Genomic DNA, 22,158 nt, shown 5'->3' on the forward strand with positions numbered 1-22,158 from the left:
ACGGTGACGCGCCCGGTGCGGGCGCGTCACCGACGCTCAGTAGGCGGTGATGATCGGCGCCGGATTCCACAGTCCCGAACGCTGAGTCCGGGTGGTGTCGATCTCCGCGGCCGTCGCACCCGCGTCGAGGGGGGAGTACTGCTCCACTCCGCCCCAGTCGCGGTCCCAGTCGTTCTTCAGATACGACGGTATGGTTCGGCTCGCCCGGGTCATCTCGATCCAGCCGAGGGGGCCGCCGCCGTACCGGTCCTGCCACAGGCTGGTCATGATCGCGCCGGGACGGTCCGGGAGGATCCGGTACTCGGGCGCCTCCGCGACACCGGCCCGGTGATCGAACGGTCGCTGGCACGGAAACGCAAGGCCCACAGCCCAGTCGATCATGACCGGCGATTCGGATCCGATCACGTCGTTCAGTGTCTGCGTCCGCGGAACCCGCGGCGGTGTCACCGCCAGCCACTGCTGCGGATCGCTGTCCGTGTCCGACGCCACCAGCCGGATGACATCCGTATCGGCCGGCAATGAATCGAGCGGAACCCGCAGATTGCGCCACGACGGCGCCGGACCGATGTCGATCGGCGTCACCCGTCCTGCGACCGCGACCGTGCCGTCCTGCTGCGCGGTGCCGTACTCCACCTCGAGGTTCTGGCCGTAGGTGACGACGCCGTCCGCGTCGACGGAGCGGATGCGACCCGCCGCGGCGATGGAGACGAGGTCACCGGCACCGGTATCCGATTCGGCACCGGGCAGCCGGTACCAGCCGGTGGTCAGCGACGCGTCGCCGTCGCTGCCGTCACTGCCGAGGACCGGGCTGCTCGCGGGGTCCAGTCCGAACGGCAATGCCACGGCACTGCCGTTGACACCCACCGCGCCGGCGCCGCCGCCGGTGCCCGCGGCGTTGCTCGACGCCGTCTGCTCGGTGTTGTCGGTCTTGACGGAGTTGGCGACACCCGCATCCGACGATTCCTCGTCGGCGCTCAGGTCTCCGGCGACACCGTTCGGGGTGAAGCCGACGCTGCCGGTGCCCGCGAGGGCGGTCGCCGCGTCACCGGACAGCGGTTGCAGCAGTGACGCGTTGGGATCGGTTTCGAGCAGGACGTCGTTGGCGAGGCCGCACGGTGCGCCGGTGACGGCGTCGACATTGGAGCGTGCGAGGGAGAACGCCGGGTACTGCGCGACCGCGCCCTTCGCCATCGACAGCACCTCGAACAGCACCATCGCGGCGGCCGCCACCGTCAACGGCGGGAGCGCCCACACGCGGCGCTTGCGCACGGAGTCGTTGCGCGCGTAGGGCTCGCGGAAGTAGCACCACGCCGCGATCAGCAGCATCACCAGGGTGGCGCCGAGCAGGATCGTGCCCGCACCGAGTCCGGCGATCGACACCGGCTTGTCCCACCACGGGACGCTGTAACTGGACACGTACCACCACCCGTTGGTGCTGGTGAAACACATCGCCAGCAGGAACAGCACGGCGGCCGCGAACAGGGCGCGGTTGCGTGGCGAGCGCACCACGGAGGCGCTCACCGCCACCGACGCCAGGGCGGCGAGCGACCCGGCGAGTCCCGCGTAGATACCGAAGTGGTGCGTCCACTTGGTGGGCGTGAACATCATCAGGCCCATCGCGGCGAGCGTGATGCCGATGAGCCGCCGCGACGGTCCGGCCGCGGTCCCGGGAATCCGGCCACCCTTGCGCAGCATCACCAGCACCGTCACCGCCAGGGACAGCACCATCACGAACACACCGAACCGGCGCGACAGCGAACCGTCGACGGAGATGTTCAACAGGTACTGGTAGCGGAGGTACTCGTCGAACCAGGGGACGTTGGGGCCGATGGCATGCACGTGCTGCATCTCCATGACGGCGGCGAGGGTCTGGTCGGCGAACACCGCCACCAGGATCACGGTTCCCGACGCGACGAGCGGCGCGAGCAGTGCCAGATAGCCCACGGTCTTGGCCCGCGCGATCACGATCTGCAGGATCGGCCGGGCGCCGGCGACGAGGGCGCCGAAGCAGATCAACCCGGACGGTCCCGCGGTCAGCGTGGCCGCGCCGACCAGGATCGCCACCGCGGCGGGCAGCAGCCGACGGGTCGCGACGGCGCGTTCCACCGAACACCACGTGAGCAGCACGCCCACCGCGACGATCGGTTCGGGCCGCAGACCGTTGTTGTAGGGGAGCCAGAACGCGAGGAACACCAGCCCGCCGGTCCACAGCGCGAGCCGGTTGCCCCGGACGGCGGCGCCGAGTCGCGGTGCCACCTCACGGCTGATCACCAGCCACGCGACGATGCCGGCGAGCAGCGCGGGCAGGCGCACGAACGGGCTGGCCGGTGTGATGTTCGCCAGCACCGCGAGGACGTCGTAATAGGGGGACCCGAACGGCGCCTCGGGGACGCCGTACCAGCGGAAGTAGTTGGCCATGTAGCCCGCGGCCTCGGACGTGCGGGCCATGTTGAACTGGTAGCCGTCGTCGGAGGTGGAGGCGCCGATGAAATGCCACAGCACCAGCGTGCCGATAACGACGGCGTCGACGGCCCCGAACGACCACCAGCGGGTGGGCAGGAATCGTCGTGCCCGGCGACCGTCCACGTTGTCGAGCCGGTGCAGTGCCACCAGGGCCAGAATCGTGGCCAGCGCACCCACCACCATGGCGACGAACTTGATCGTCGACGGCGTCGACGAGAACCGGCTGTCGATCTGCGCGCTCACCTGCAGTCCGTCGGGCACCGGCCCGTCGAGGTCGCTGAAGATGCCCACCATCTGCGGGCGGAGGTCGCCGTCGACGACGGTCGGGGCGTCCTGGCCTGCCGTCACGAATCCGGCGGTGGTCCGCGTCGAATCCGAGGACACCACGAGCGTGCAATCGGCGGGTAGCCCGTCCAGCGGTGACGACAGCAGGACCTGGTTCCGCAGCACCACCTCGACGCCGGCGGGACCGTCCGCGGTCGCCGGATTCACCCTGGCGACCAGTCCGTACCTCCCGGCGTCGGCGGCACCCGCGGGGGCGGTGGAGGTCAGCAGCCCGCCGCGGTCGGCGAGTTCGCCGACCGTCGAACAGGGGATTCGCACGTCGAGGCTCAGTGGCGCGTAGGAGACGAGCGGTGCCTCGACGCTTCCGGTGCTGCCGTTCTGCGGCCAGGTGAGGGTGGCGCTGTCCTGCTCGACCGGAAGGAACGGGAGCGACAAGGTGAGCAGTACACCGAAGAGGGACGCGACGATGGCGAGGAGACGGGCGGAGCGAACCGACTGACCGAGAGGAGACGACTGCGGCGGGGTCCCGATCGGCGACTCGTCCGAGTCGTCTCTGGACACATTCGCCGATTCCAGCCTGCTGTCAGTCACGACGTCGGATAGTACCCATCCGCGCCGATGGTGAGCGAAGGCAAGGAACAGTCCTGGTGGGAGGGATTCTCGCCCCCGAGGATCACATCAGGAGGTGTCTCATGATCCGCCACCGGCGCTCCGGCCGAGTGAGGAGATGATGGTGATGCCGCGGGCCGCGGCGGTGCCGAACCTCGGAATGCACTTCGCGGATGATCTCGAACATGCCTCCGCCCTCCTCCTGCGCGACCACGTCTATCCCGACCGTAGGTCGGGCCCGGGGTGAGCCGATTCACCCGGTGCGGGTGAACAAGGTCACCCCGTGACGGGCTGCACCGACAGCTGCTTCACGCCGGTCTGCGAACAGCCGGTGGTGGGGTAGGGGAGGAACACCGAACCGGTGTCGTTCGGCGGATACACCCGGAAACCCGCGACCGGCGTGGGGCCACACGTGTCGGCGGGATAGTTCTGCACCACCGTCGCACGCACCGCAGCGGTGGCCCGCGCGCCCGGAGCCACCGTCACGGGAGTCTCCGTTCCGCCGTCCCTCTCGGCCGCCGCACCCACCTGCGGGCCGTCCGGGGCCGCGACGTAGGACACCCCGGGGTATCCGTGGAGGATGCAGTCGCGGGTGCCGGTGTTGGTGAAGATGAGCGGGATCTCCTGCGATCCGGCCGCCCCGCTGGGCTGGCCGAGCGTCACCTGCAGTTCGCCGATCAGGCAGCGGTCGGGGTGCGCAGTGGTCGTCCCGGTCGGCGACGGCGCGGTGGTGGTCGTGGTGGTGGCGGCGGTGGTTGTCGTGGTGGCCGCCTCCGAAGTCGTCGAGGTGAGGCCGCCGGGCGAGGGTTCGGCGGTCCCCGACTCGTCCGTCGAGCCACATGCCGAGGCGGTGAGTGCGGCGGCGATACCGAGTACTCCGAGAAGGGTGCGTGCCGGTGACTGCGTGCGCATCTGATCGCTCCTCCTGCTGACTGTGCGGCGTACGTCGATGGTCCGCGATCGGCGGCGTCCCGGTGGGTGGTTCGGGGAGATCGCATTCGCCCCGAACAGGCGGGCTCCGGTCGTAGGCTGCGGGCGCAAGGTTTCCGCGACACTTTCACTGGAGGCAGATCGATGAGCGAAGTTCTGGACCGGACCAAGATCTACATCGACGGATCCTGGGTCGATTCGCAGGGGACGGGCCGGATCGACGTGGTCAACCCGGCCACGGAGGACGTCATCGCGGTGGTCGCCGAGGGCACCCCCGACGACGTCGMTCGCGCCGCGACTGCCGCACGAGCCGCCTTCCCCGCATGGTCCGCGCTCAGCGGCACGGAACGCGGCGAGTACCTCCGGAAGGCGGCCGCCCTGATCAAGGAGCGCCTCGACGACTTCACCGCCCTGGTGTCCCGCGACATGGGCATGCCGCTGGGATTCGCGAAGCCCATCCAGATCGGGATGCCCCTCGCGAACCTCGCCGCGTTCGCCGAACTGGCCGCCACCTACGACTTCGACGCCCACGAGGTGGGCAACTCGCTGATCGTGCGCGAACCCATCGGGGTCGTCGGTGCGATCACCCCGTGGAACTTCCCGCTCCACCAGGTGGTGCTGAAGGTCGGCGGTGCGCTGGCCGCGGGCTGCACCGTGGTGCTCAAGCCGACCGAGGTCGCGCCGCTCGCCACCTATGCCCTCGCCGACATCTTCGACGAAATCGGTCTGCCGGCAGGCGTGTTCAACCTCGTCAGCGGATTCGGGCCGGTCGTGGGCGAGGCGATCGCCGGCCACCCCGAGGTGGACATGGTCTCGTTCACCGGCTCCACCCGGGCGGGCAAGAGGGTCGCGGTGGTCGCGGCCGAGACGGTGAAGAAGGTGGCACTCGAACTCGGCGGCAAGTCCGCCAACGTCATCCTCGACGACGCCGACCTGACGACGGCGGTCACCGACGGCGTGGCCAAGTGTTTCCTCAACTCCGGCCAGACCTGTTCGGCGCTCACCCGGATGCTGGTCCCCGCGGACAAGGTGGACGAGGCCTCCGCCATCGCGGCGAAGGTCGCGCAGAACTACTCGGTCGGCGACCCGACGGTCGCCACGTCGGTGCTCGGGCCGCTGGTGAACTCGAACCAGCTGAAGCGGGTCCGCGGCTTCATCGAACAGGGCATCGCGGAAGGCGCGCGCGCCGTCCTCGACGGCCGGGAGACCGGCCAGGATTCCGGCTACTTCGTCGGCCCCACCGTGTTCTCCGGTGTCACCGAGGACATGACCATCGCCAAGGAGGAGATCTTCGGTCCCGTCCTGTCGATCATCGGGTACCAGGACGAGGACGACGCCGTGCGGATCGCCAACRCGACGGAGTACGGGCTCGCCGCCGGCGTGTGGTCCGGAGACCAGGAGCGGGCCGACCGGGTCGCGCGGCAATTGCGCGCCGGCCAGGTCGAGGTGAACGGCGGCGCGTTCAACACCAACGCCCCGTTCGGCGGGTACAAGCAGTCGGGCATCGGTCGCGAGGCGGGCGTCCTCGGCTTCGAGGAGTTCCTCGAGATCAAGTCGATCCAACGGTAGGCGGCTTCGCCGCCCGTGCGCCTTTCTGGTAGTGACTGCTACCAGAAAGGCGCACGGGTGCGGAGCGCAATTGGCCTCACGCTGAACCGAATCCGTGACTCCCCGCCGTCGCGGTCCTACCCTCGAATCGAGGGGTGGACAGCGGAGATGAGGAGAACACAATGGATCTCGGTCTGAGCGGCAAACGGGCCGTCGTCACCGGCGGCAGCCGCGGAATCGGTCTCGCGATCGCGCGCAGCCTCGCGTCGGAGGGGGTCGACGTGGTGCTCGCGGCCAGGGGCGCCGAGGCGCTGGAACTGGCGGCGAAGACGCTGTCGCAGGAGACCGGCCGGAGGGTCATCGGGGTACCCACCGACACCGGCGACGACAAGTCGGTGCGCGCCCTCGTGCAGCGAACGGTGGACGAACTCGGCGGCGTCGACATTCTCGTGAACGCGGCGGCCACACCGTGGAGTGCGGGCAAGCCGAGCGACTTCGCGTCCACCACCGACGACGTGGTCCGCGGCGAACTCGAGATCAAGGTGCTCGGCTATCTGCGGACCGCCCGCGCGGTGGCACCGCACCTCGTCGAGCAGGGGTGGGGACGGATCATCAACATCAGCGGGCTCGGTGCACGCCAGGCCAACTCCATCGCGCAGACCGTCCGGAACGTCGGGGTGTCGGCGCTGACGAAGAACCTCGCCGACGAACTCGGACCGCACGGCGTCAACGTCACCGTGGTGCATCCCGGATTGACGCGGACGGAACGACTCGTCGACCGGCTGACGGAGCAGTCCGAGGCGGAAGGGGTGCCCGTTGCCGAACTGGAGTCGCGGCTGGCGACCAACTCGATCCACCGGTTGATCGACGCGAGCGAGGTCGCGGACGTCGTCACGTTCCTGGCGTCGCCGCGCAGCGTCGGGATCACCGGCGACGCGGTTGCGGTCGGTGGGGGTGCGCCGGGCGCCGTCTACTACTGAGCGTGGGCGGGTGACAGCACGCCGTCGCGCTGGGTGACTTCGCGGGCGGCGCGTTCACCGGAGCGGACGGCGCCGTCGACCCAGCCGCACATCACGGACGAACTCTCCGTGCCCGCCCAGTGGATGCGACCGCACGGCGCGCGGAGGGCGTGGCCGAACTGGGTGAGCACTCCCGTCGGTGCGTGGCTGAGCATGCCGCCGCCGGAGTACCGCTCCAGGCTCCAGTTCTGCTCGATGTAGTCGACGGGGGAGGCCGCTGCGGCTCCGAATCTCGCGGTCAACTCGCCGAGCACCGCCTTCTTCCGCTCCGCTTCCGGCAGCGTCCCCAGCGTGCGGGCGATCGGTCCCTCGACGATCACGCACAGAACGCCGGGACGTCCGGTGTCGGTGCAGGCGTCGATGGTGATCGTCGCGGGGGAGTCGGGGGCCGCCGACTGCCCCGACAATCCGTCGGCGCGCCAGAAGGGTTCGTCGTAAACGACGGCGATCTTCATGACGGCGCCGCTCGGCATCCTCTGGTGCAGGAACGACCGATCCATCGGGAGCAGGGGCTCGTAGAGGATCTGGCTCGCGATGGCGAGAGGCACCGCGACGATCGCTCTCCGCGCCCGCACGGCCAGGTCCCCGGAGCGAACGGTCACRCCGTCGCCGTCCTGCGCGAGGTCCCGGACGGGTTGCGACAGGTGGAGCGCGTCGCCGATCTCGGCTGCCATCGGACGGTAGACGGCCCCCATCCCGCCGACCGGCCGCGCATCCTCGGCCGCGTCCTTCACACCGAGAACGAAACCGGGACCGCCGCCGGACGCCATCTGATACAGCACGAACAGCATCGACACCTCGGATGCGGCGGACGTGTAGCAACCGGCGACGGCGGTCTCGAGAAGGTCGTGGGCAGGCTTGGACAACGTGTTGTCGCCGAGCCATTTCGCGAGACTGATCGCGTCCCACTTGGCGGCCTTCTTCGCCTCCCACGGCGCCTCGAGCGGGATCGTCTTGCACATCTGGCCGAGTTCGAAGAATACGGCGCCGAGATTCGCCGTGGCCCAGGGACTCATCGTCAGGGGAATCGTGCCCTTGTACCGGTACTGCTTGCCGTCGACGACCATCATGGCGTCGCCGTCGGTGTACTGCTTGTAACTCGGGACGCCGAATTCGTCCATCAGGGCGTAGATCCGGTCCTGCCCCGGCCCGATCCACGCGCCGCCGCGGTCGATCCACGAACCGTCGTCGCGGGTCTCGGTGAACGTGCGCCCGCCGATCCGGTCGCGGGCCTCCATCAGTGCAACCGTGTGCCCGGCCTGTTTCAGACGCAGCGCCGCCGTCAGTCCGGCGAATCCGGCTCCTACGACGCAATAGTCGACTTCGATGTCTGCCATGACGAATCCCCTCGCGCTCTTCGATCCTTACTCGCGACGAGGGGTCCGGTCAAGGCCCCCGTGAGTACTTGTTAACCGCCGGTGGTTAACAAGTACTCACGGGTGGGGACGAGCGGGAACACCTGCTCGGCGATGCGCTCGAGTTCCTCGTGCGCGGGGGAGCACTGGATGAGCAGCAGGGTGAGGCCGGCGTCCTGGTAGGCCCGGATCTTCTCCGCGACCTGTTCCGGTGTGCCGACAAGGTCGGGGCGCAGTCCGCGGGTGCCGACGGAGTATTCGCGCTTGGACAGTTCGACGTCGAGTTCGGAGTTCTTCACGAACTCCTCGAACGACGCGTACCCGGGCGAGTGCGGGTCGACGGTGGTGATGCGTTCGAGCTCGGCGCGGGCCTCGGCTTCGGTGTCGCGCACGATGATGTAGGTGGACATGCCGAATTCGGCCATGTCCCGCTGGTGGATTCGCTGCGACCGCGCGTTCATGTCGGCGATCTTGGTGCGCACCTCGTCGACGGTGCCGCCGTGCAGCACGTACGAGTCGGCGAACGTCGCGATCGATTCGCGGCCGCTCTCGCTCTCGCCGCCCGCGAAGACCGGGGGATGGATTGCGGGTTTCGGCGACAGGATCGAGTCGCGCACGCTGAAGTGCTCGCCCTGGTAGGTGAACGGGGTGTGCTCCCAGAGTCCGCGGAGTACGTCGACGAATTCGGTGGCCTGCCGGTACCGGTCGTCGTGCCGGGTGAACGCGCCGCCGTACTGCCGGGCTTCTTCCTCCCACCAGGCGGCGACGACGTTGAGCGCGAACCGTGCCGCACCGGCGTCGGTGGTGCCGGCGATGTCGGTGATGGTGGCCGATTCCTTCGCGGTGACCGCGGGCAGGTGGAATCCGGGTCGCACCGCCGTCATCACCCGGAGCTGTTCGGTGACCGCGAGGATCGCCGACGACAGCGACCAGGCCTCGAGGCTGGGTGCGTCGACGCCCTTGCGGTCGTTGAGGTAGAGCTCGGGGACGAGGGTGGTGTGGTATCCGAGCCGGTCCGCCAGCTGCGACAGCTTTTTGACGTAGTCCCAGGTGGCGGGCATGCCTTCGTCGCCCAGGTTGCGCAGAAACCCGCCGTAGATGGGCGTCCAGTAGCCGAAATGCATGTCATTCCTCCGTGATGGCGTCGAGCGACGCACGCAGATCGTCGACGAGGTCTTCCAGGTTCTCCAGTCCGATGGACAATCGGACGGTGCGGTAGCCGAATCCGGCGTCGCGGAGTTGCGTGTCGTCGAGGTGGCTGTGCGTGGTGGTGGCGGGGTGCACCACCAGCGAGCGGGCGTCGCCGATGTTGGCGACGATGGCGAACAGTTGCAGCGAGTCGACGAACTTCGCCACCTTCGCGTCGTCGACGGCGAGGTCGAACGAGAAGACCGAGCCGGCGCCGCGCGGCAGGTACCGCTGGGCCGCGTCGTGCCACCGGTTCTCCGGCAGTCCGGGGTAATTGACCTTCGCCACCGCGGGATGACCGTCGAGGAACTGTGCGATCGCCAGCGCCGAACCGACTTGCCGCTCCAGCCGCAGGTCCAGCGTCTCCAGCCCTTGAAGCAGCTGGAACGAATTGAACGGGGACAGTGCGGGACCGAGGTCGTGGACGACCTTCGTCTTCGCGTACACGAGGTACGCGCTCCGGTCGCGACCGAACTCGTCCCACAGCACGAGGTCGCCGATCCGCGGATACGGCTCGGTGAACTGGGTCCAGCGCCGCGGCTCCGCGCCGAAGTCGAATGTACCGAGGTCGACGATCACCCCGCCCAGCGACGTTCCGTGCCCGCCGATGAACTTGGTGGCCGAGTACACGGCGATGTCGGCGCCGAAGTCCTTGGGGCGGAGCAGGTACGGGGTGGCGATCGTGTTGTCGACGATCAGCGGTACCCCGGCCTGGTGCGCGATGTCGGCGACGGCCCGGACGTCGAGGACGGAGGCGACGGGGTTGCCGATCGTCTCGGCGAAGAAGGCCCGGGTCTCGGGGCGCGCGGCCGCACGCCAGGCGTCGAGGTCGTCCTGGTCGACGAGCGTGACGTCGATCCCGAAGTCCGCGAACGTGTCCGTGAGCAGGTCGACCGTGCCGCCGTACAGTTGCCGCGCCGCGACGATGTGCTGCCCCGACTTGGCGAGGGTGAGCAGTGCGACTGCGACGGCGGACTGCCCGGACCCGGTGGCCAGCGCGGCGACACCGCCGTCGAGGTCGGCGAGCCGCTGCTCGAGCACGGCCTGGGTGGGGTTCCCGGTGCGGCTGTACAGGTTTCCCTTGCGGCGCAGGGAAAAGATGTCCCGTGCCTGGTCGAAGCTGCCGAAGTCGTAGGCAACCGATTGGTAGATCGGGGGGATCGCGGTGTTCTGCGGCGTGCCGGGCTGATAGCCGGTGCGGACCTGCCGGGTCGCGAACCCTGTGGTCTCGGGCATCGGTGTGCCTGTCCCTTCGTCGATACTCTTGATTGGCCGGGGGTCGATCACAAAACGAATATGTTCGGAACAAAACACGAAGTGTGACGAGAAGACACGCGTTTTGTTCTGCTCGAGCATTACTCTTGTTTCGCCGCGCGCGAGTGAGTCAGGGTGACGCAGTCAATCCTGCGAACAACCACCCCGAGTGAGGTAATCAGTGGACATCGACTGGCTGGAACCCGAAGCGACCGCGCGTGGCTCGGTGATCGTCATCGCCGGCCGAGGTGAGCATGCTCACGTGTACCGCAGGTTCGCCCGCCGGATCGCGTTCGATGGCTACCGCGTCGCGGTGGTGGAGAACGACCCCGCGGCGGCCGCTCGGGTGATCGCCGACGCCGAGTCCGGTCTCCCGCTCACCGTCGTCGGGTCGGACAGTGGCGCCCTCACCGCGCTCGACCTCGCCGCCACCCATCCGGCCGTGTCCGGGGTCGTGGCCGCGGGTCTCCTCGTCGCGGGCACCGACGCCTTCACCGGAGGGTGGGACGGCGAACTCGAGATCCGCTCCGCGTGTCCGGTGCACCGGGGCGTCCTGGCCGCGGACGATGCTCTCGACCGGGGCACGCTCGGCGCGGAAGCGCCGGTCGCCACCGCGGATTCGCTGACCCACGTGCAGGTTCCCGTCCTCGTCGTCCACGGAGGCGCCGACGTCCTCAGCCCGGCGGCGGAGGTCGTCGCCGTCGCGTCCGCGTTGCCGGGCGCCCGCGTGGTCGTCGTGAACGACGGGCGGCACGACATTCTCAACGACGTGTCCCACCGGTCCGTCGCCGCCGAGATCGTGCAGTTCCTCGAGCGTCTGCGACTGCCCGGCACGCCCGACGTCCTCCTCCGCGAACCGGCGGGCGCACTCGCGCAATGACCCGGGGCGGGGCCGGTAGTGGTTGTCGATCGAAGGGGTGTGGATGTCAGCGGTGCTGGAGTCGGAGACGATTGCTCCGGAGTGGTTGCTCGAACGAATCGACGGCCGCACCGCGGAACTCGCCGATGCCGTCGCCGACCTCATCAGGTCGGGTGAGCTGAGCCCCGGCGACCGCCTGCCGACCGTCCGCGCACTCGCGAAGGCGACCGATCTCAGTGTCGGTGCGATCGTCAGCGCGTGGGGCCGGTTGCAGGAGCAAGGTTTCGTGCAGACCCGCCGCCGCGGCGGCACCGTGGTTCTACCGCCGCTCGACAGTGTGCCCGAGCGCGGCATCCCTGACTGGCGTGGCGTCGACCTGGCGCAGAATGCACCGGATCTGGCGCTGCAGCCGTCCCTGTCCGACGCTTTGTTGTCCAGCCTGGACGCCGAGACGTTGAATGTGTTCGGGCGGGAACTGATGACCGAGCGTCTGCGCAATGCCGTCGCTCCGGGGTGGCCGTTCGAACCGGAGGCGTGGGCGACCGCGGGCGGCGGCACCGAGGCGCTGCTGCTGGCGGTGGAGGCGGCGGCGCCGCCCGGGTCCCGGGTGGCGGTCGACGAGCCTCTCGGCCCGGGCGTGCTCGACACCCTCCGCGATCTGGGTCTGGATGCGGTCGGCGTCGGCGCCGACCGCGACGGTCCCCGGCCGGACGCGCTCGACGAGGCCCTGACGGCCGGTGCGGTCGCGTTCGTGTTCCAGCCCGGGGCGCCGTTCGCCGTCGACCACGCGGTCAGCGCGCGGCGCACCCGCGAACTCGCCGACGTGCTGCGACGGCATCCGGCGGTGTGGGTGGTCGAGGACGACTCGATCGGACCGCTCGAACCGGAGCAACCGCCGACGCTGGGCTGTGAACTGCCGCAGCGTGTCGTCCGGATCCGCAGTTACTGCAAGGCGTACGGGATCGACGTGCGGACCTCCGTCCTCGGCGGCTCCCGCGAGCTGATCGAGAAGGCCATGAAGGTGCGCAGTCACGGCGTCGGCTCGAACAGCCGGATCCTGCAGAACACCCTCGCCCACCTGATCGGCAGCGCCGACGCCGAACACGCGGTCACGGCGGCGCACGAACGCTACGCCGCGCGGCGCACGACGCTGCTCGGGGCCCTGATCGACCGCGGTATCGAGGCTTTCGCGGGCCCGCACAGTCTGGTCGTGTGGGTGACGGTGTCGGACGAGACCGCGGCGCTGGTCGCGTTGGCGCGGCAGGGCATCTCCGTGGGGGCGGGATCGCGGTCGTTCGTGCGGTCACCCGCACGGCAACTCCTGCGCCTGTCGGCCACTCAATTGCCCGACGACGCCGAGCTGATCGGGCAGCTCGCCGACGTCGTCGCGGCGGCTGTCGCGGAGTCGTCGCGCGAGTTCTTCGACTGATCGGACTTTGTTCGGCAGCACTGCGGGACATACGAAATATGTTTTGAAACATCGAGAATTTAATACTCTGCACGCGTCTGTTTGCTCCATACACTTCAACGCGGCGTGCCGAGGCAGGTGCCTGACGGCGAACGACGAAGGAGCGAGAACATGACGAGACGGCAACTGAAATTGGGAGCTGTCCTCACCCCCACAGGTGGTCCCGGGCACCCGTACACCTGGCTGGACCCGGAGATCCCCGGCGACGCCAGCGTCGACATCGACTGGTACATCGAGTACGCGCGTCTCGCCGAGCAGGCGCGGTTCGACCTCGTGTTCATCGTCGACAGCCAGTTCATCACCCCCGACTCGCCCCCGCACTACCTGAACCGGCTCGAGCCGCTGACGCTGCTGTCGGCGCTCGCCGTGGCCACCGAGCACATCGGGCTCGTCGGCACCCTGACCACGTCGTTCAACCAGCCGTTCAACCTCGCGCGACGGTTCGCGTCCCTCGACCTGATCAGCCGCGGCCGCGCAGGCTGGAACGTGGTCACCAGCGGCGACTCGGGCACCGCCGGAAACTACAGCCTCGAGGAGCATTACGACTACGCCACCCGCTACGGCCGGGCACTCGAACACGTCGAGGTGGTCAAGGCGCTGTGGGATTCGTACGAGGACGACGCGTTTCCGCGCGACCGGGACGCCCGCCGCTTCCTCGACGCGGACAAGCTGCACACCCTCGACCACCGGGGTGAGCACTTCTCGGTGGTGGGCCCGCTCAACATCGAACGCTCACGGCAGGGCCAGCCGGTGATCTTCCAGGCCGGCGACTCCGACCAGGGCCGCGACCTCGGCGCGCGCATCGCCGACGGGATCTTCACGCATGCCCCGAGTTTCGAAGCGGGAGCGGCGTTCTACGCTGACATCAAGAACCGGGCCGCGGCGTACGGGCGCGCCCCCGAGGACATCGTGATCCTGCCGGGCGTCACCGTCACCGTGGGCGACACCGACGCCGACGCCCGCGAGATCGAACGCACGACCCAGCTGGCGGACAACGACTTCGGTAGGTCCCTGCGGGAACTCGGCCGGCCGTTCGGCTGGCACGACTTCCAGCAGTACGACCTCGACGCGCCGTTCCCCACCGAGGCCTTGCAGCACGCCGAGCGGAGCTTCTACACGCAGGCGAAGAAGATCACCGACCTCGCCGTCGGCCGCGGGCTGACGCTGCGGCAGACCGTCGAGGCGCTCAACGCGCCGAAGACGTCGCCGTTCACCGGCAGCGCCGAGACCGTCGCGAACGAACTGCAGCGCTGGCTGGACGGTCACGCCCTCGACGGCATCAACATCCACATCGGTCACCCGGCGCAGTTCCGCCGCTTCGTCGACGAGGTGCTGCCGATCCTGCGCGAGCGCGGGGTGGTCCGGGAGGATTACGAGCAGGACACCCTGCGCGGCAACCTCGGCCTGCCCTTCGCGGAGAACCGCTACACCCGTGCGCGGCGTGAGGGAATCGACCCCGCCCCGCTGCCCGGCACCACCGCGTCGCTGTCCGCGAGCGTCTGAATCACCACCCCCCCTTTGCATGGTCAGGAGCACCCAGTGAGCAAGAAGAGCCGGCGGATCGCCGGCGCCGTAATATTCGGAGTGATCGTCGGTCTCGTGGCCACCGCGTGCGGCGGTGGCAGCAGTTCGGACGGCGCCGAGGTCAAGTGGGCGTTCAACCTCCCCACCTCGTGGGATCCGGTGACGAGCCGGACCGGAAACGACATCAACACCATCAGCCTCGCGTATGCGTCGCTGACCCGGCTCGACGCCGAGGGCAACGTCGAACCGTCGCTCGCCGAGAGCTGGAAGTACAACGCCGACGGCACCGCGGTGACGTTCAGCCTGCGTGACGGTTTGACGTTCTCCGACGGGACCACCCTCGATTCGCAGGCAGTGAAGGCGTTCTTCGACCGGGGCAAGACCCAGGACGATTCGTTCCTGCGCGATCAGCTCGCCGGCGTCACCGAGGTCACGGCAGACACCGCCACCGACGTCACGCTGCACCTGGCCGACGCCGACTACCAGATCCCGTACCTGGTCGCCGGGCGCACCGGTGCGATCGCCAGCCCGACGGCGGCCGCCGACCCGCAGAAGCTCAGCGTGTGGCCGGTCGGGGCCGGTCCGTTCACGATCACCGATTTCGTCGCCGAGGATCACGCGTACTTCGAGAAGAACCCGAACTACTGGGACGCCGAGAACATTCACATCGACCACTTCGAACTCAGCGTCGCCCCGGACCCGGCCACTCTCGTCGCCGGTGTCCAGTCCGGCTCCATCGACTTCGCGACGCTGCCTGCGTTGCAGTCCAAGGAAGCCGAGGCCGCCGGTCTCGACGTGACCGTGAAGCCGTCGCTCGCAGCGAACGACGTGTCCATCAACCTCAACAAGGCCCCGTTCGACAACCCGAAGATCGTCGAGGCGTTCCGCTACGCATTCGACCGCCAGGCATTCGTCGACGTCATCACGAACGGGCTGGGGAGCACCACCAGCCAGCCGTTCCCCGACGGCTACCTCGCGTTCAACCCGGAGATCGAGAAGCTCTGGAACTACGACCCCGACAAGGCATCTCGTCTCCTCGCCGAGGCGGGCTACGCGCCCGGGCAGTTGTCGATCGAGATCACGGCGCAGTCGGCGGCCACCAACCGTGCGGAACTCGTGCAGTCGCAGCTGAAGAAGATCGGCGTCGAGTCCACGATCAAGGTGGTCCCGCCGGGATCGTCGACGTGGCAGAGCGAGGTCTACATCGCGAAGAACCCGCAGCTGGCCACGGACGGCACCATCGGACGTGAATCCCCGGTGCAGAACCTGCTCGCCGTCTACGGTCCGGAAGGCATCATGAACCTCAGCGGCCCGCACGCGTCGCCGGAGTTCTCCGCCGCACTCGACACCGTGCGCCGCACCCCGCTCGAGGACCCGGAGTACAAGCCGCGGTTGTGGCAGGCCGTCAAGGTCGGTGTCGAGCAGTCGCCGACGAACTACCTCTTCAGCAACCCGTGGATCATCGTGTCCAACCCGGACCTGAAGAACCTGAACATCCTGCCGTCCCAGGTTCGCTGGGAAGGCGTCACGGTCTCGTGACCACCGCAGACATCGAGGCCGCAGGCACCGGGAGGACATTCGCTCTCCCGGTGCCTGCGGGCGCGTTCGGCACGGCGGCGCGGATTGTGCTCGGCACCGTGCTGATCGTGGTCCCGGTCTTCCTGTTCTCCACCCTGATCACGTTTCTGCTCGGTGCGGCCAGCGGGCTGAATCCGGCCGCCGGCATCGCCGGTGACGCCGCGACCCCGGAGACGATCGCCCGGATCAACGCCGAGTTCGGGCTGGACAAGCCGGTCTGGCAGCAGTACGTCGACTGGATGTCGAGCATGCTGAGCGGCGACCTCGGTGTCTCGTGGTTCAGCAAGATCCCGGTCAGCGAGTTGATCGGTGAGCGGCTCGCCGTCAGCGCCTCCATCGCGGGTGTCGCGCTGGTCATCGGACTCGTCCTCGGTGTCGGGCTCGGGGTGCTCGCCGCCGTCTACAAGGGCAGCCTGCTCGACCGGGCGATCACCGCCTACACGTCGGTGGCGTCGACGCTGCCGCCGTTCGTCATCTCCATCGGACTGATCCTCGTCTTCAGCGTCGGGCTGCACTGGCTGCCGTCGGCCGGGTACGTCCCGCCGGACGAGAACTTCGGCCGCTGGCTGTCGTTGATCATCATGCCCGCGATCGCGCTGAGCATGGACGTCGTCGCCGATATCGCGCGGCAACTCCGCACCGGCCTGGTCGCGGAACTGGATCAGAACTACGTCACCGGCGCGGTGGTGCGGGGCATCGGTCCGTCACGGATCCTGTTCGTGCACGCCCTGCGTAACGGCAGCGGTCCCGCCCTGTCGATCCTGGGCATGAAGATCCCCACGCTCATCGGCGGCGCCGTCGTGATGGAGACCATGTTCTCCATGCCCGGCTTCGGTCGCCTCGCCGCCGACTCCGCGCTGCGCGGGGACGTTCCGATCGTCCAGGGAACGCTCGTGGTGGCGATCGTGTTCGTGCTGTTCTGCAACATCGTCGTCAACATCGCCCAGAGCGTCCTGCAGCCGGCCACCAAGCGGAGAGACTGACATCCCATGCTCACAGCAATTCTGCGCTATCACTCCGCTCGCGCCGCGCTGATCGTCCTCGGGCTGATCGTGGTCCTCGCGCTCTTCGGGCCCGTTCTCGCGCCGTTCGACCCGCTCGAGCAGGACACGTCGGCAATCCTGCAGGGCCCGAGCGGAACTCACTGGCTCGGAACGGACAACGTCGGACGGGACGTGTTCAGCCGGCTGCTTGCGGGTTCGACCGTGTCGGTGCTGTCGGCTCTGCAATGCGTCGTGGTCGGATTTCTCCTCGGCGTGATCCCGGGCTTCCTGTCGGTGTATCTGGGGCGCAGCGTGGAATGGTTCACGCTCCGGCTGATGGATGCGCTGATCACGCTGCCGTTCCTCGTGTTCGCCGTCGCGATGACCGCGCTGCTCGGAAACGGGCTGGCGCAGGCGATGTTCGCGGTCGGCATCCTCATCGCGCCCGCGTTCTACCGGGTCACTCGCGCCGCGGCGCTGACCGTTGCCAACTCCCAGTACGTCGAGGCCGCCGAACTGATGGGCGCCGACACGTCCTGGATCATCCGCCGCCACGCGGTGCGCAAGGTGCTGCCCGCGGTCGGGGTGACATTCGCCGCCATGACCGGGGCCAGCCTCGTCATCGTGTCTTCGCTGACCTTCCTCGGGATCGGCGTCGTCCCGCCCGACCCCACCTGGGGCGGACTCCTCGCCAGCGGACTGCAGTACCTCTACCAGGTTCCGTTCGGTCCCGTCGTCCCCGCGCTGCTGATCGTGGCGACCGTGTGGGCGCTCAATGCCATCGCCGACGCACTGCGCGATGCAACCGGCCGCCCCGCACGACGCGCCCCCAGGAAACAGGAGGTCACCTCGGATGTCCACTGACACACTCGATGCCACTTCGGCACCGGACACCACACGCCCCCGCAGGCCGGTGCTCACCGTCAGCGATCTGCGTATCGCTCTCGACGAAGGAACCGAACTGGTCCGCGGCGTCGACTTCTCCCTCGCGCCCGGCGAAGCACTCGGGATCGTCGGCGAATCGGGAAGCGGCAAATCGCTGACCTGCCGCGCCATCCTCGGAATCCTGCCCGGCGGAATCGACGTCACCGCAGGCTCGATCGACTTCGACGGCATCGAACTCACCGACCTCGGGCGCAAGCAGTGGCGACCCCTGCGCGGCACCCGCATCGCCGCCGTGTTCCAGGACCCGGCGTCCTACCTGAACCCGTCCATCCGCGTCGGTGAACAGCTCGCCGAGGCGCTCCGTTCCACGCTCGGACTGTCCCGCGCCGACGCCAAGCGGCGCGGCCTCGAACTGTTCCGGAAGATGGGGCTGACCGACGCGGACACCGTGTACCGCCAGTACCCGCACGAACTGTCCGGGGGCATGCTCCAGCGGGTTCTCATCGCGATCGCGGTGTCCGCGGAACCGGAACTCCTCATCGCGGACGAGGCGACCACCGCCCTGGACGTCACCGTCCAGGCCGAGGTCCTCGACCTGCTCGAGGACCTGCGCGAAGAACTGGGCCTCGCGCTCGTCCTCGTCTCGCACGACCTCGCCGTGGTCGCTCAGGTCTGCGACAGCGTGATCGTGATGCGGGACGGCGCCGTCGTCGAGTCCGGGCGGGCGGACGACCTGCTCACCGCGCCCCGGCACGAATACACCCGCCAACTCGTCGACAACCATCGGGAATACGGGCTCGAGTCGTTCATCGGGAAGGAGGCGGCTCGTGTCTGAACCGTTGCTGCGCATGACCGACGTCCGGGTGGAGCGTGGGCTCCGTGGCGCCCGCAAGCAGATCCTGCACGGCGTCGACCTCACCATCGATGCCGGCGAGAAGGTGGGACTCATCGGTGAAAGCGGCTCCGGGAAAACGACACTGGCCCGGACGATTCTCGGTCTGATCACCCCGACGGCCGGGTCGGTCGAGATCCGCGGGCAGCGCGTCGACGACCTGCCCGCGGCGCAACGCCGGGCGCACCGCCGCACGGGGACCGTCCAGTACGTGTTCCAGGATCCGCTGCTGAGCCTCGACCCGGACATCCCCGTGGGCGAGTCGATCGCCGAGGGTCTGATCGTGCGGGGCGGGCTCCGTGACGCCGTGTGGTCGAAGGTCGCGGCGGTGCTGAGCAGTGTCGGACTCGACGCCGGCATCGCGGCGCGGATTCCGGCCGAACTGTCGGGTGGGCAGCGTCAGCGGATCGCGATCGCGAGGGCCCTCGTCCTGGATCCGGCGCTGCTGCTGCTCGACGAACCGGTGAGCGCCCTCGACTCGGTCAACCGCATCCAGATCCTGAAACTGCTCACCGAACTCGGGCATTCGAGGCAGCTCGCTCAGCTGTTCATCTCGCACGACCTGGGGGCCGTCGCCGCGCTGGTCGACCGGATCGTCGTGCTGTACCGCGGCAACATCGTCGAGGACGGACCCACCCATCAGGTGATCTCCGATCCCCAGCACCCCTACACCGCGCTCCTCGTCGGATCGGCGCCCACCTTGAGTGGTGGCGCCGTGACCCGCGAGCGTCGCCGGGAGTTGAGGCTCACGGGCGCTAGCGGCGCAATGCCTTTCGCGCCAGCCAGTTGCCGAAGAACTGGGAGGCCTGCACGAGCAGGATGATGACGAGGGTGGCGACGAGGGTCACCTGCCAGTTGAAGCGCTGGTAGCCGTAGACGATGGCGAAGTCGCCGAGCCCGCCGCCGCCGATGGTGCCGGCCATCGCGGAGATGTCGACGATGCCGATGAGGACGAACGTGTATCCGAGGATCAACGGGCCCAGGGCTTCCGGGATCAGCAGGGTGACGATGATCCGCAGGGGACCGGCACCCATCGCGCGGGCAGCCTCGATCACACCGGGGTCGACGGTCACCAGATTCTGTTCCACGATGCGCGCGATGGCGAACGACGACGCGATGATCATCACGAAGATCGCGGCCTCGGTGCCGATGGTCCGGCCCACCACTGCGAGGGTGACGGGCCCCAGTGCGGCGAGCAGGATGATGAACGGAATCGGCCGCACGATGTTCACGAGGATGTTCAGGACCGTGTAGGCGGCCGTGTTCTGGAGGATCCCGCCCTTCCGCGTGGCGTACAGCAGCGTCCCCACCGCGAGCCCGATCAGCCCGCCGACCACCAGTGTGATCACCACCATGTAGATGGTGGTGCCGATGGATTCGAACAGTACGGGGCGCAGTTTGTCCCAGTTCGTGGTCATGCCTGTACTTCCTCGACGTCGGTGACGGTCCGCAACCGGCGGATGACGTCGTCGACACCGTCGTCCGGACCGACGAGTTCGAGCGTCAGACTGCCGAACGAGCGGTCCTGCAGGGTGGTGATGCCGCCGTAGACGATCTCGAACCGGACACCGTGCCCACCCGCGTCGGAGAGAACGTCGCCGATCCGGCTGCCGTCCCGCACGTCGGCGGTGACGATCCGGCCACCGAAACGCGCGCGCAGCCGCTCCAGGTCGGCCGGTTCCGGGCGGTTGCGCAGGATCGTGCTCACGAAGCTCTTCGACGCCGGCGCCTGTGGTTCGGAGAAGACGTCGAACACGGTGCCGAGTTCCACGACGCGACCCTCCGCCAGCACGGCGACACGATCCGCGACGGCCCGGACGACGTCCATCTCGTGCGTGATCACCACGATCGTGACCCCGAGTTCCCGGTTCACCTTGCGGAGCAGGCGGAGTACGTCCTGCGTGGTCTCCGGGTCCAGGGCGCTGGTGGACTCGTCGGCGAGCAGCAGGTCCGGCGACGTCGCCAGCGCGCGGGCGATCCCGACCCGCTGCTTCTGCCCGCCGGACAGCTGGTCGGGGTAGGCCCGCGCCTTGTCGGACAGGCCGACGAACGCGAGCAGTTCGGCGACGCGTTCGCGGCGCTTCTGCCGTGGCCAGCCCGCCACGACGAGGGGGTATCCGACATTCCCGGCGACGGTGCGGGAGCGGAACAGGTTGAACTGCTGGAAGATCATGCCGATCTTCGCGCGCACGTGCCGGAGTTTCGATTCCGGCAGCGCGGTGATGTCGACGTCGTCGACGACGACGCGCCCACCGGTGGGGCGTTCCAGGCCGTTGATCAGCCGGACCAGCGTGCTCTTCCCGGCCCCCGAGTAGCCGATGACCCCGAAGATCTCACCTCGTTCGATGGTGAGATCGACGGCGTCGACGGCGGTGAGTGTCTTCTTTCCGGCTTGGAAGGTTTTGGTGACGGATTCGAATCGGACGATCGGTGTCATCTACTTGGCCGAACGAATTCCCTCTTCGACCCGCGACAGGATCTGCTGCAGCTGCGCGCCGTCGCGTTCCACCTCGACCGACGTTCCCTTCGACTCCTCGCGCACGGCGGCCTGGATCTCGGGGTTGTGCCAGATCTTCACGAGTTCGAGGTACGTCGCGTTGTCCTTGTCCTCGGCGCGGGTGACGAACGTATTGATGTACGGCTCGGCGGCGGGGCTCGACGGGTCGTCCTTGTAGAGGGCCGATTCGGGATCGATGCCCGAACGCTCGAGGAAGGTGTTGTTGACGATCGCACCGTCCACGGACGCGAGCGACAGCGCCGTCTGCGCGGCGTCGACCGGCGTCACCTTCACCTTGGACTTACCCGCGTCGATGTCGGCGGGCGTGGGGGACGGGTTGTCGCCGGTCAGGGTGAGCAGGCCGGCGCCCTTCAACACGAACAGCGCACGAGCCTGGTTGCTGGGGTCGTTGGGGATGGCGATCTCCCCGCCCTGCGGAATGTCGGCGACACTCTGGTGCTTCTGCGAGTACAGGCCGAGAGGCACGATCTGGGTGGCGCCGATCGGGGTGAGGTCGTCGTCGGCGCCGGTGTTGTACTCGCCGAGGAACTGCAGGTGCTGGAAGAGGTTGGCGTCGATCTGCCCCTGCGACAGGGCGATGTTCGGCTGCGAGTAGTCGGAGAAGTTCACGACGTCGAGCGTGATACCCGCGTCCTTCGCCTTCTCCTCGAAGATCTCCCACGAAAGGTCGCTGGCCTCGGTGGTTCCGATCCGAACCGTGTCGCCGTCGGCGCCGCCGGATCCACCGGAGCACGCTGTCAGTACCGCCAGGAGAGGAACGGCGGCAAGGGCGAGAGAACGGCTGAACTTCACGAAAAATC

19 protein-coding genes are annotated in these 22,158 nt (G+C 68.5%); 11 read left to right on the forward strand and 8 right to left on the reverse strand.

The window, feature by feature from the left end; translation table 11 throughout:
• Nucleotides 1–36: 36 nt before the first annotated feature.
• Nucleotides 37–3,309, reverse strand: coding sequence for an arabinosyltransferase domain-containing protein (locus tag AC1DWT_RS19550; RefSeq protein ID WP_206015952.1), 3,273 nt, complete (start codon nt 3,307–3,309; stop codon nt 37–39).
• A 124-nt stretch (nt 3,310–3,433) separates the two neighbouring features.
• Here AC1DWT_RS19550 and AC1DWT_RS19555 point away from each other — a divergent pair, with 124 nt between their 5' ends.
• Complete coding sequence (locus AC1DWT_RS19555; protein WP_167372207.1) at nt 3,434–3,604, forward strand: hypothetical protein; 171 nt, start codon at nt 3,434–3,436, stop codon at nt 3,602–3,604.
• 29 nt (nt 3,605–3,633) lie between these two features.
• Here AC1DWT_RS19555 and AC1DWT_RS19560 read toward each other — a convergent pair whose 3' ends face one another.
• Nucleotides 3,634–4,269, reverse strand: a complete 636-nt coding sequence (locus AC1DWT_RS19560) for a DUF4232 domain-containing protein (protein WP_206012934.1) — start codon at nt 4,267–4,269, stop codon at nt 3,634–3,636.
• Nucleotides 4,270–4,431: 162 nt separating this feature from the next.
• Here AC1DWT_RS19560 and AC1DWT_RS19565 point away from each other — a divergent pair, with 162 nt between their 5' ends.
• Both AC1DWT_RS19565 and AC1DWT_RS19570 read left to right on the forward strand, forming a co-directional pair.
• A complete protein-coding gene (locus AC1DWT_RS19565) occupies nt 4,432–5,856 on the forward strand; it encodes an aldehyde dehydrogenase family protein (RefSeq protein WP_477921875.1) in 1,425 nt (474 codons plus the stop codon).
• A gap of 161 nt (nt 5,857–6,017) precedes the next feature.
• A complete protein-coding gene (locus AC1DWT_RS19570) occupies nt 6,018–6,815 on the forward strand; it encodes an SDR family NAD(P)-dependent oxidoreductase (protein WP_072944092.1) in 798 nt (265 codons plus the stop codon).
• Here the strand turns inward: AC1DWT_RS19570 and AC1DWT_RS19575 are convergent.
• The 3 genes from AC1DWT_RS19575 to AC1DWT_RS19585 form a co-directional block, all read right to left on the reverse strand.
• On the reverse strand, nt 6,809–8,191 hold the full coding sequence (locus AC1DWT_RS19575) for a flavin monoamine oxidase family protein (RefSeq protein ID WP_206012932.1): 1,383 nt from the start codon (nt 8,189–8,191) through the stop codon (nt 6,809–6,811). The two genes, AC1DWT_RS19570 and AC1DWT_RS19575, sit on opposite strands and share 7 nt — an antisense overlap.
• A gap of 71 nt (nt 8,192–8,262) precedes the next feature.
• Complete coding sequence (locus AC1DWT_RS19580; protein WP_206012931.1) at nt 8,263–9,333, reverse strand: LLM class flavin-dependent oxidoreductase; 1,071 nt, start codon at nt 9,331–9,333, stop codon at nt 8,263–8,265.
• Nucleotide 9,334: 1 nt separating this feature from the next.
• The gene (locus AC1DWT_RS19585; RefSeq protein WP_206012930.1) at nt 9,335–10,633 is read right to left on the reverse strand and encodes an O-acetylhomoserine aminocarboxypropyltransferase/cysteine synthase family protein; all 1,299 of its coding nucleotides are present in this window, start codon (nt 10,631–10,633) and stop codon (nt 9,335–9,337) included.
• A 199-nt stretch (nt 10,634–10,832) separates the two neighbouring features.
• Between AC1DWT_RS19585 and AC1DWT_RS19590 the strand changes: the two genes are divergently transcribed.
• From AC1DWT_RS19590 to AC1DWT_RS19625, 8 genes are all read left to right on the forward strand, one after another.
• The gene (locus AC1DWT_RS19590) at nt 10,833–11,531 is read left to right on the forward strand and encodes an alpha/beta hydrolase (RefSeq protein WP_206012929.1); all 699 of its coding nucleotides are present in this window, start codon (nt 10,833–10,835) and stop codon (nt 11,529–11,531) included.
• Nucleotides 11,532–11,574: 43 nt separating this feature from the next.
• Entirely contained in the window at nt 11,575–12,939 is a 1,365-nt protein-coding gene (locus tag AC1DWT_RS19595) for an aminotransferase class I/II-fold pyridoxal phosphate-dependent enzyme (RefSeq protein ID WP_072944101.1), read from the forward strand.
• Nucleotides 12,940–13,089: 150 nt separating this feature from the next.
• Entirely contained in the window at nt 13,090–14,481 is a 1,392-nt protein-coding gene (locus AC1DWT_RS19600) for an LLM class flavin-dependent oxidoreductase (protein WP_072944102.1), read from the forward strand.
• 36 nt (nt 14,482–14,517) lie between these two features.
• The gene (locus AC1DWT_RS19605) at nt 14,518–16,041 is read left to right on the forward strand and encodes an ABC transporter substrate-binding protein (protein WP_072944104.1); all 1,524 of its coding nucleotides are present in this window, start codon (nt 14,518–14,520) and stop codon (nt 16,039–16,041) included.
• Nucleotides 16,038–17,063, forward strand: coding sequence for an ABC transporter permease (locus tag AC1DWT_RS19610; RefSeq protein WP_095865869.1), 1,026 nt, complete (start codon nt 16,038–16,040; stop codon nt 17,061–17,063). The genes AC1DWT_RS19605 and AC1DWT_RS19610 overlap by 4 nt, the downstream gene beginning before the upstream one ends.
• Nucleotides 17,064–17,069: 6 nt before the next feature.
• On the forward strand, nt 17,070–17,927 hold the full coding sequence (locus tag AC1DWT_RS19615) for an ABC transporter permease (protein WP_206012928.1): 858 nt from the start codon (nt 17,070–17,072) through the stop codon (nt 17,925–17,927).
• A complete protein-coding gene (locus AC1DWT_RS19620; protein WP_206012927.1) occupies nt 17,917–18,783 on the forward strand; it encodes an ABC transporter ATP-binding protein in 867 nt (288 codons plus the stop codon). Before AC1DWT_RS19615 ends, AC1DWT_RS19620 begins: the two co-directional genes overlap by 11 nt.
• Nucleotides 18,776–19,663 (forward strand): ABC transporter ATP-binding protein, encoded by an 888-nt coding sequence (locus tag AC1DWT_RS19625; protein ID WP_241031301.1) that lies wholly within the window; start codon nt 18,776–18,778, stop codon nt 19,661–19,663. Before AC1DWT_RS19620 ends, AC1DWT_RS19625 begins: the two co-directional genes overlap by 8 nt.
• Here the strand turns inward: AC1DWT_RS19625 and AC1DWT_RS19630 are convergent.
• The 3 genes from AC1DWT_RS19630 to AC1DWT_RS19640 are packed head-to-tail and all read right to left on the reverse strand — an operon-like array spanning nt 19,596 to nt 22,150.
• Nucleotides 19,596–20,258: a methionine ABC transporter permease gene (locus AC1DWT_RS19630; protein ID WP_206012926.1), complete on the reverse strand. Its 663-nt coding sequence runs from the start codon at nt 20,256–20,258 to the stop codon at nt 19,596–19,598. The two genes, AC1DWT_RS19625 and AC1DWT_RS19630, sit on opposite strands and share 68 nt — an antisense overlap.
• Nucleotides 20,255–21,277, reverse strand: a complete 1,023-nt coding sequence (locus tag AC1DWT_RS19635; RefSeq protein WP_072944113.1) for a methionine ABC transporter ATP-binding protein — start codon at nt 21,275–21,277, stop codon at nt 20,255–20,257. Before AC1DWT_RS19635 ends, AC1DWT_RS19630 begins: the two co-directional genes overlap by 4 nt.
• Nucleotides 21,278–22,150 (reverse strand): MetQ/NlpA family ABC transporter substrate-binding protein, encoded by an 873-nt coding sequence (locus AC1DWT_RS19640; protein WP_095865865.1) that lies wholly within the window; start codon nt 22,148–22,150, stop codon nt 21,278–21,280. It lies immediately after the preceding gene.
• Nucleotides 22,151–22,158: the final 8 nt, after the last annotated feature.

This window comes from Rhodococcus sp. P4_B6 (assembly GCF_056402215.1).

Coding starts and splice junctions, on each gene's coding strand:
- AC1DWT_RS19570 (WP_072944092.1), top strand. CDS start 6,018: ATGGATCTCGGTCTGAGCGGCAAACGGGCCGTCGTCACCGGCGGCAGC.
- AC1DWT_RS19600 (WP_072944102.1), top strand. CDS start 13,090: ATGACGAGACGGCAACTGAAATTGGGAGCTGTCCTCACCCCCACAGGT.
- AC1DWT_RS19615 (WP_206012928.1), top strand. CDS start 17,070: ATGCTCACAGCAATTCTGCGCTATCACTCCGCTCGCGCCGCGCTGATC.
- AC1DWT_RS19580 (WP_206012931.1), bottom strand. CDS start 9,333: ATGCATTTCGGCTACTGGACGCCCATCTACGGCGGGTTTCTGCGCAAC.
- AC1DWT_RS19585 (WP_206012930.1), bottom strand. CDS start 10,633: ATGCCCGAGACCACAGGGTTCGCGACCCGGCAGGTCCGCACCGGCTAT.
- AC1DWT_RS19620 (WP_206012927.1), top strand. CDS start 17,917: ATGTCCACTGACACACTCGATGCCACTTCGGCACCGGACACCACACGC.
- AC1DWT_RS19560 (WP_206012934.1), bottom strand. CDS start 4,269: ATGCGCACGCAGTCACCGGCACGCACCCTTCTCGGAGTACTCGGTATC.
- AC1DWT_RS19595 (WP_072944101.1), top strand. CDS start 11,575: ATGTCAGCGGTGCTGGAGTCGGAGACGATTGCTCCGGAGTGGTTGCTC.
- AC1DWT_RS19630 (WP_206012926.1), bottom strand. CDS start 20,258: ATGACCACGAACTGGGACAAACTGCGCCCCGTACTGTTCGAATCCATC.
- AC1DWT_RS19635 (WP_072944113.1), bottom strand. CDS start 21,277: ATGACACCGATCGTCCGATTCGAATCCGTCACCAAAACCTTCCAAGCC.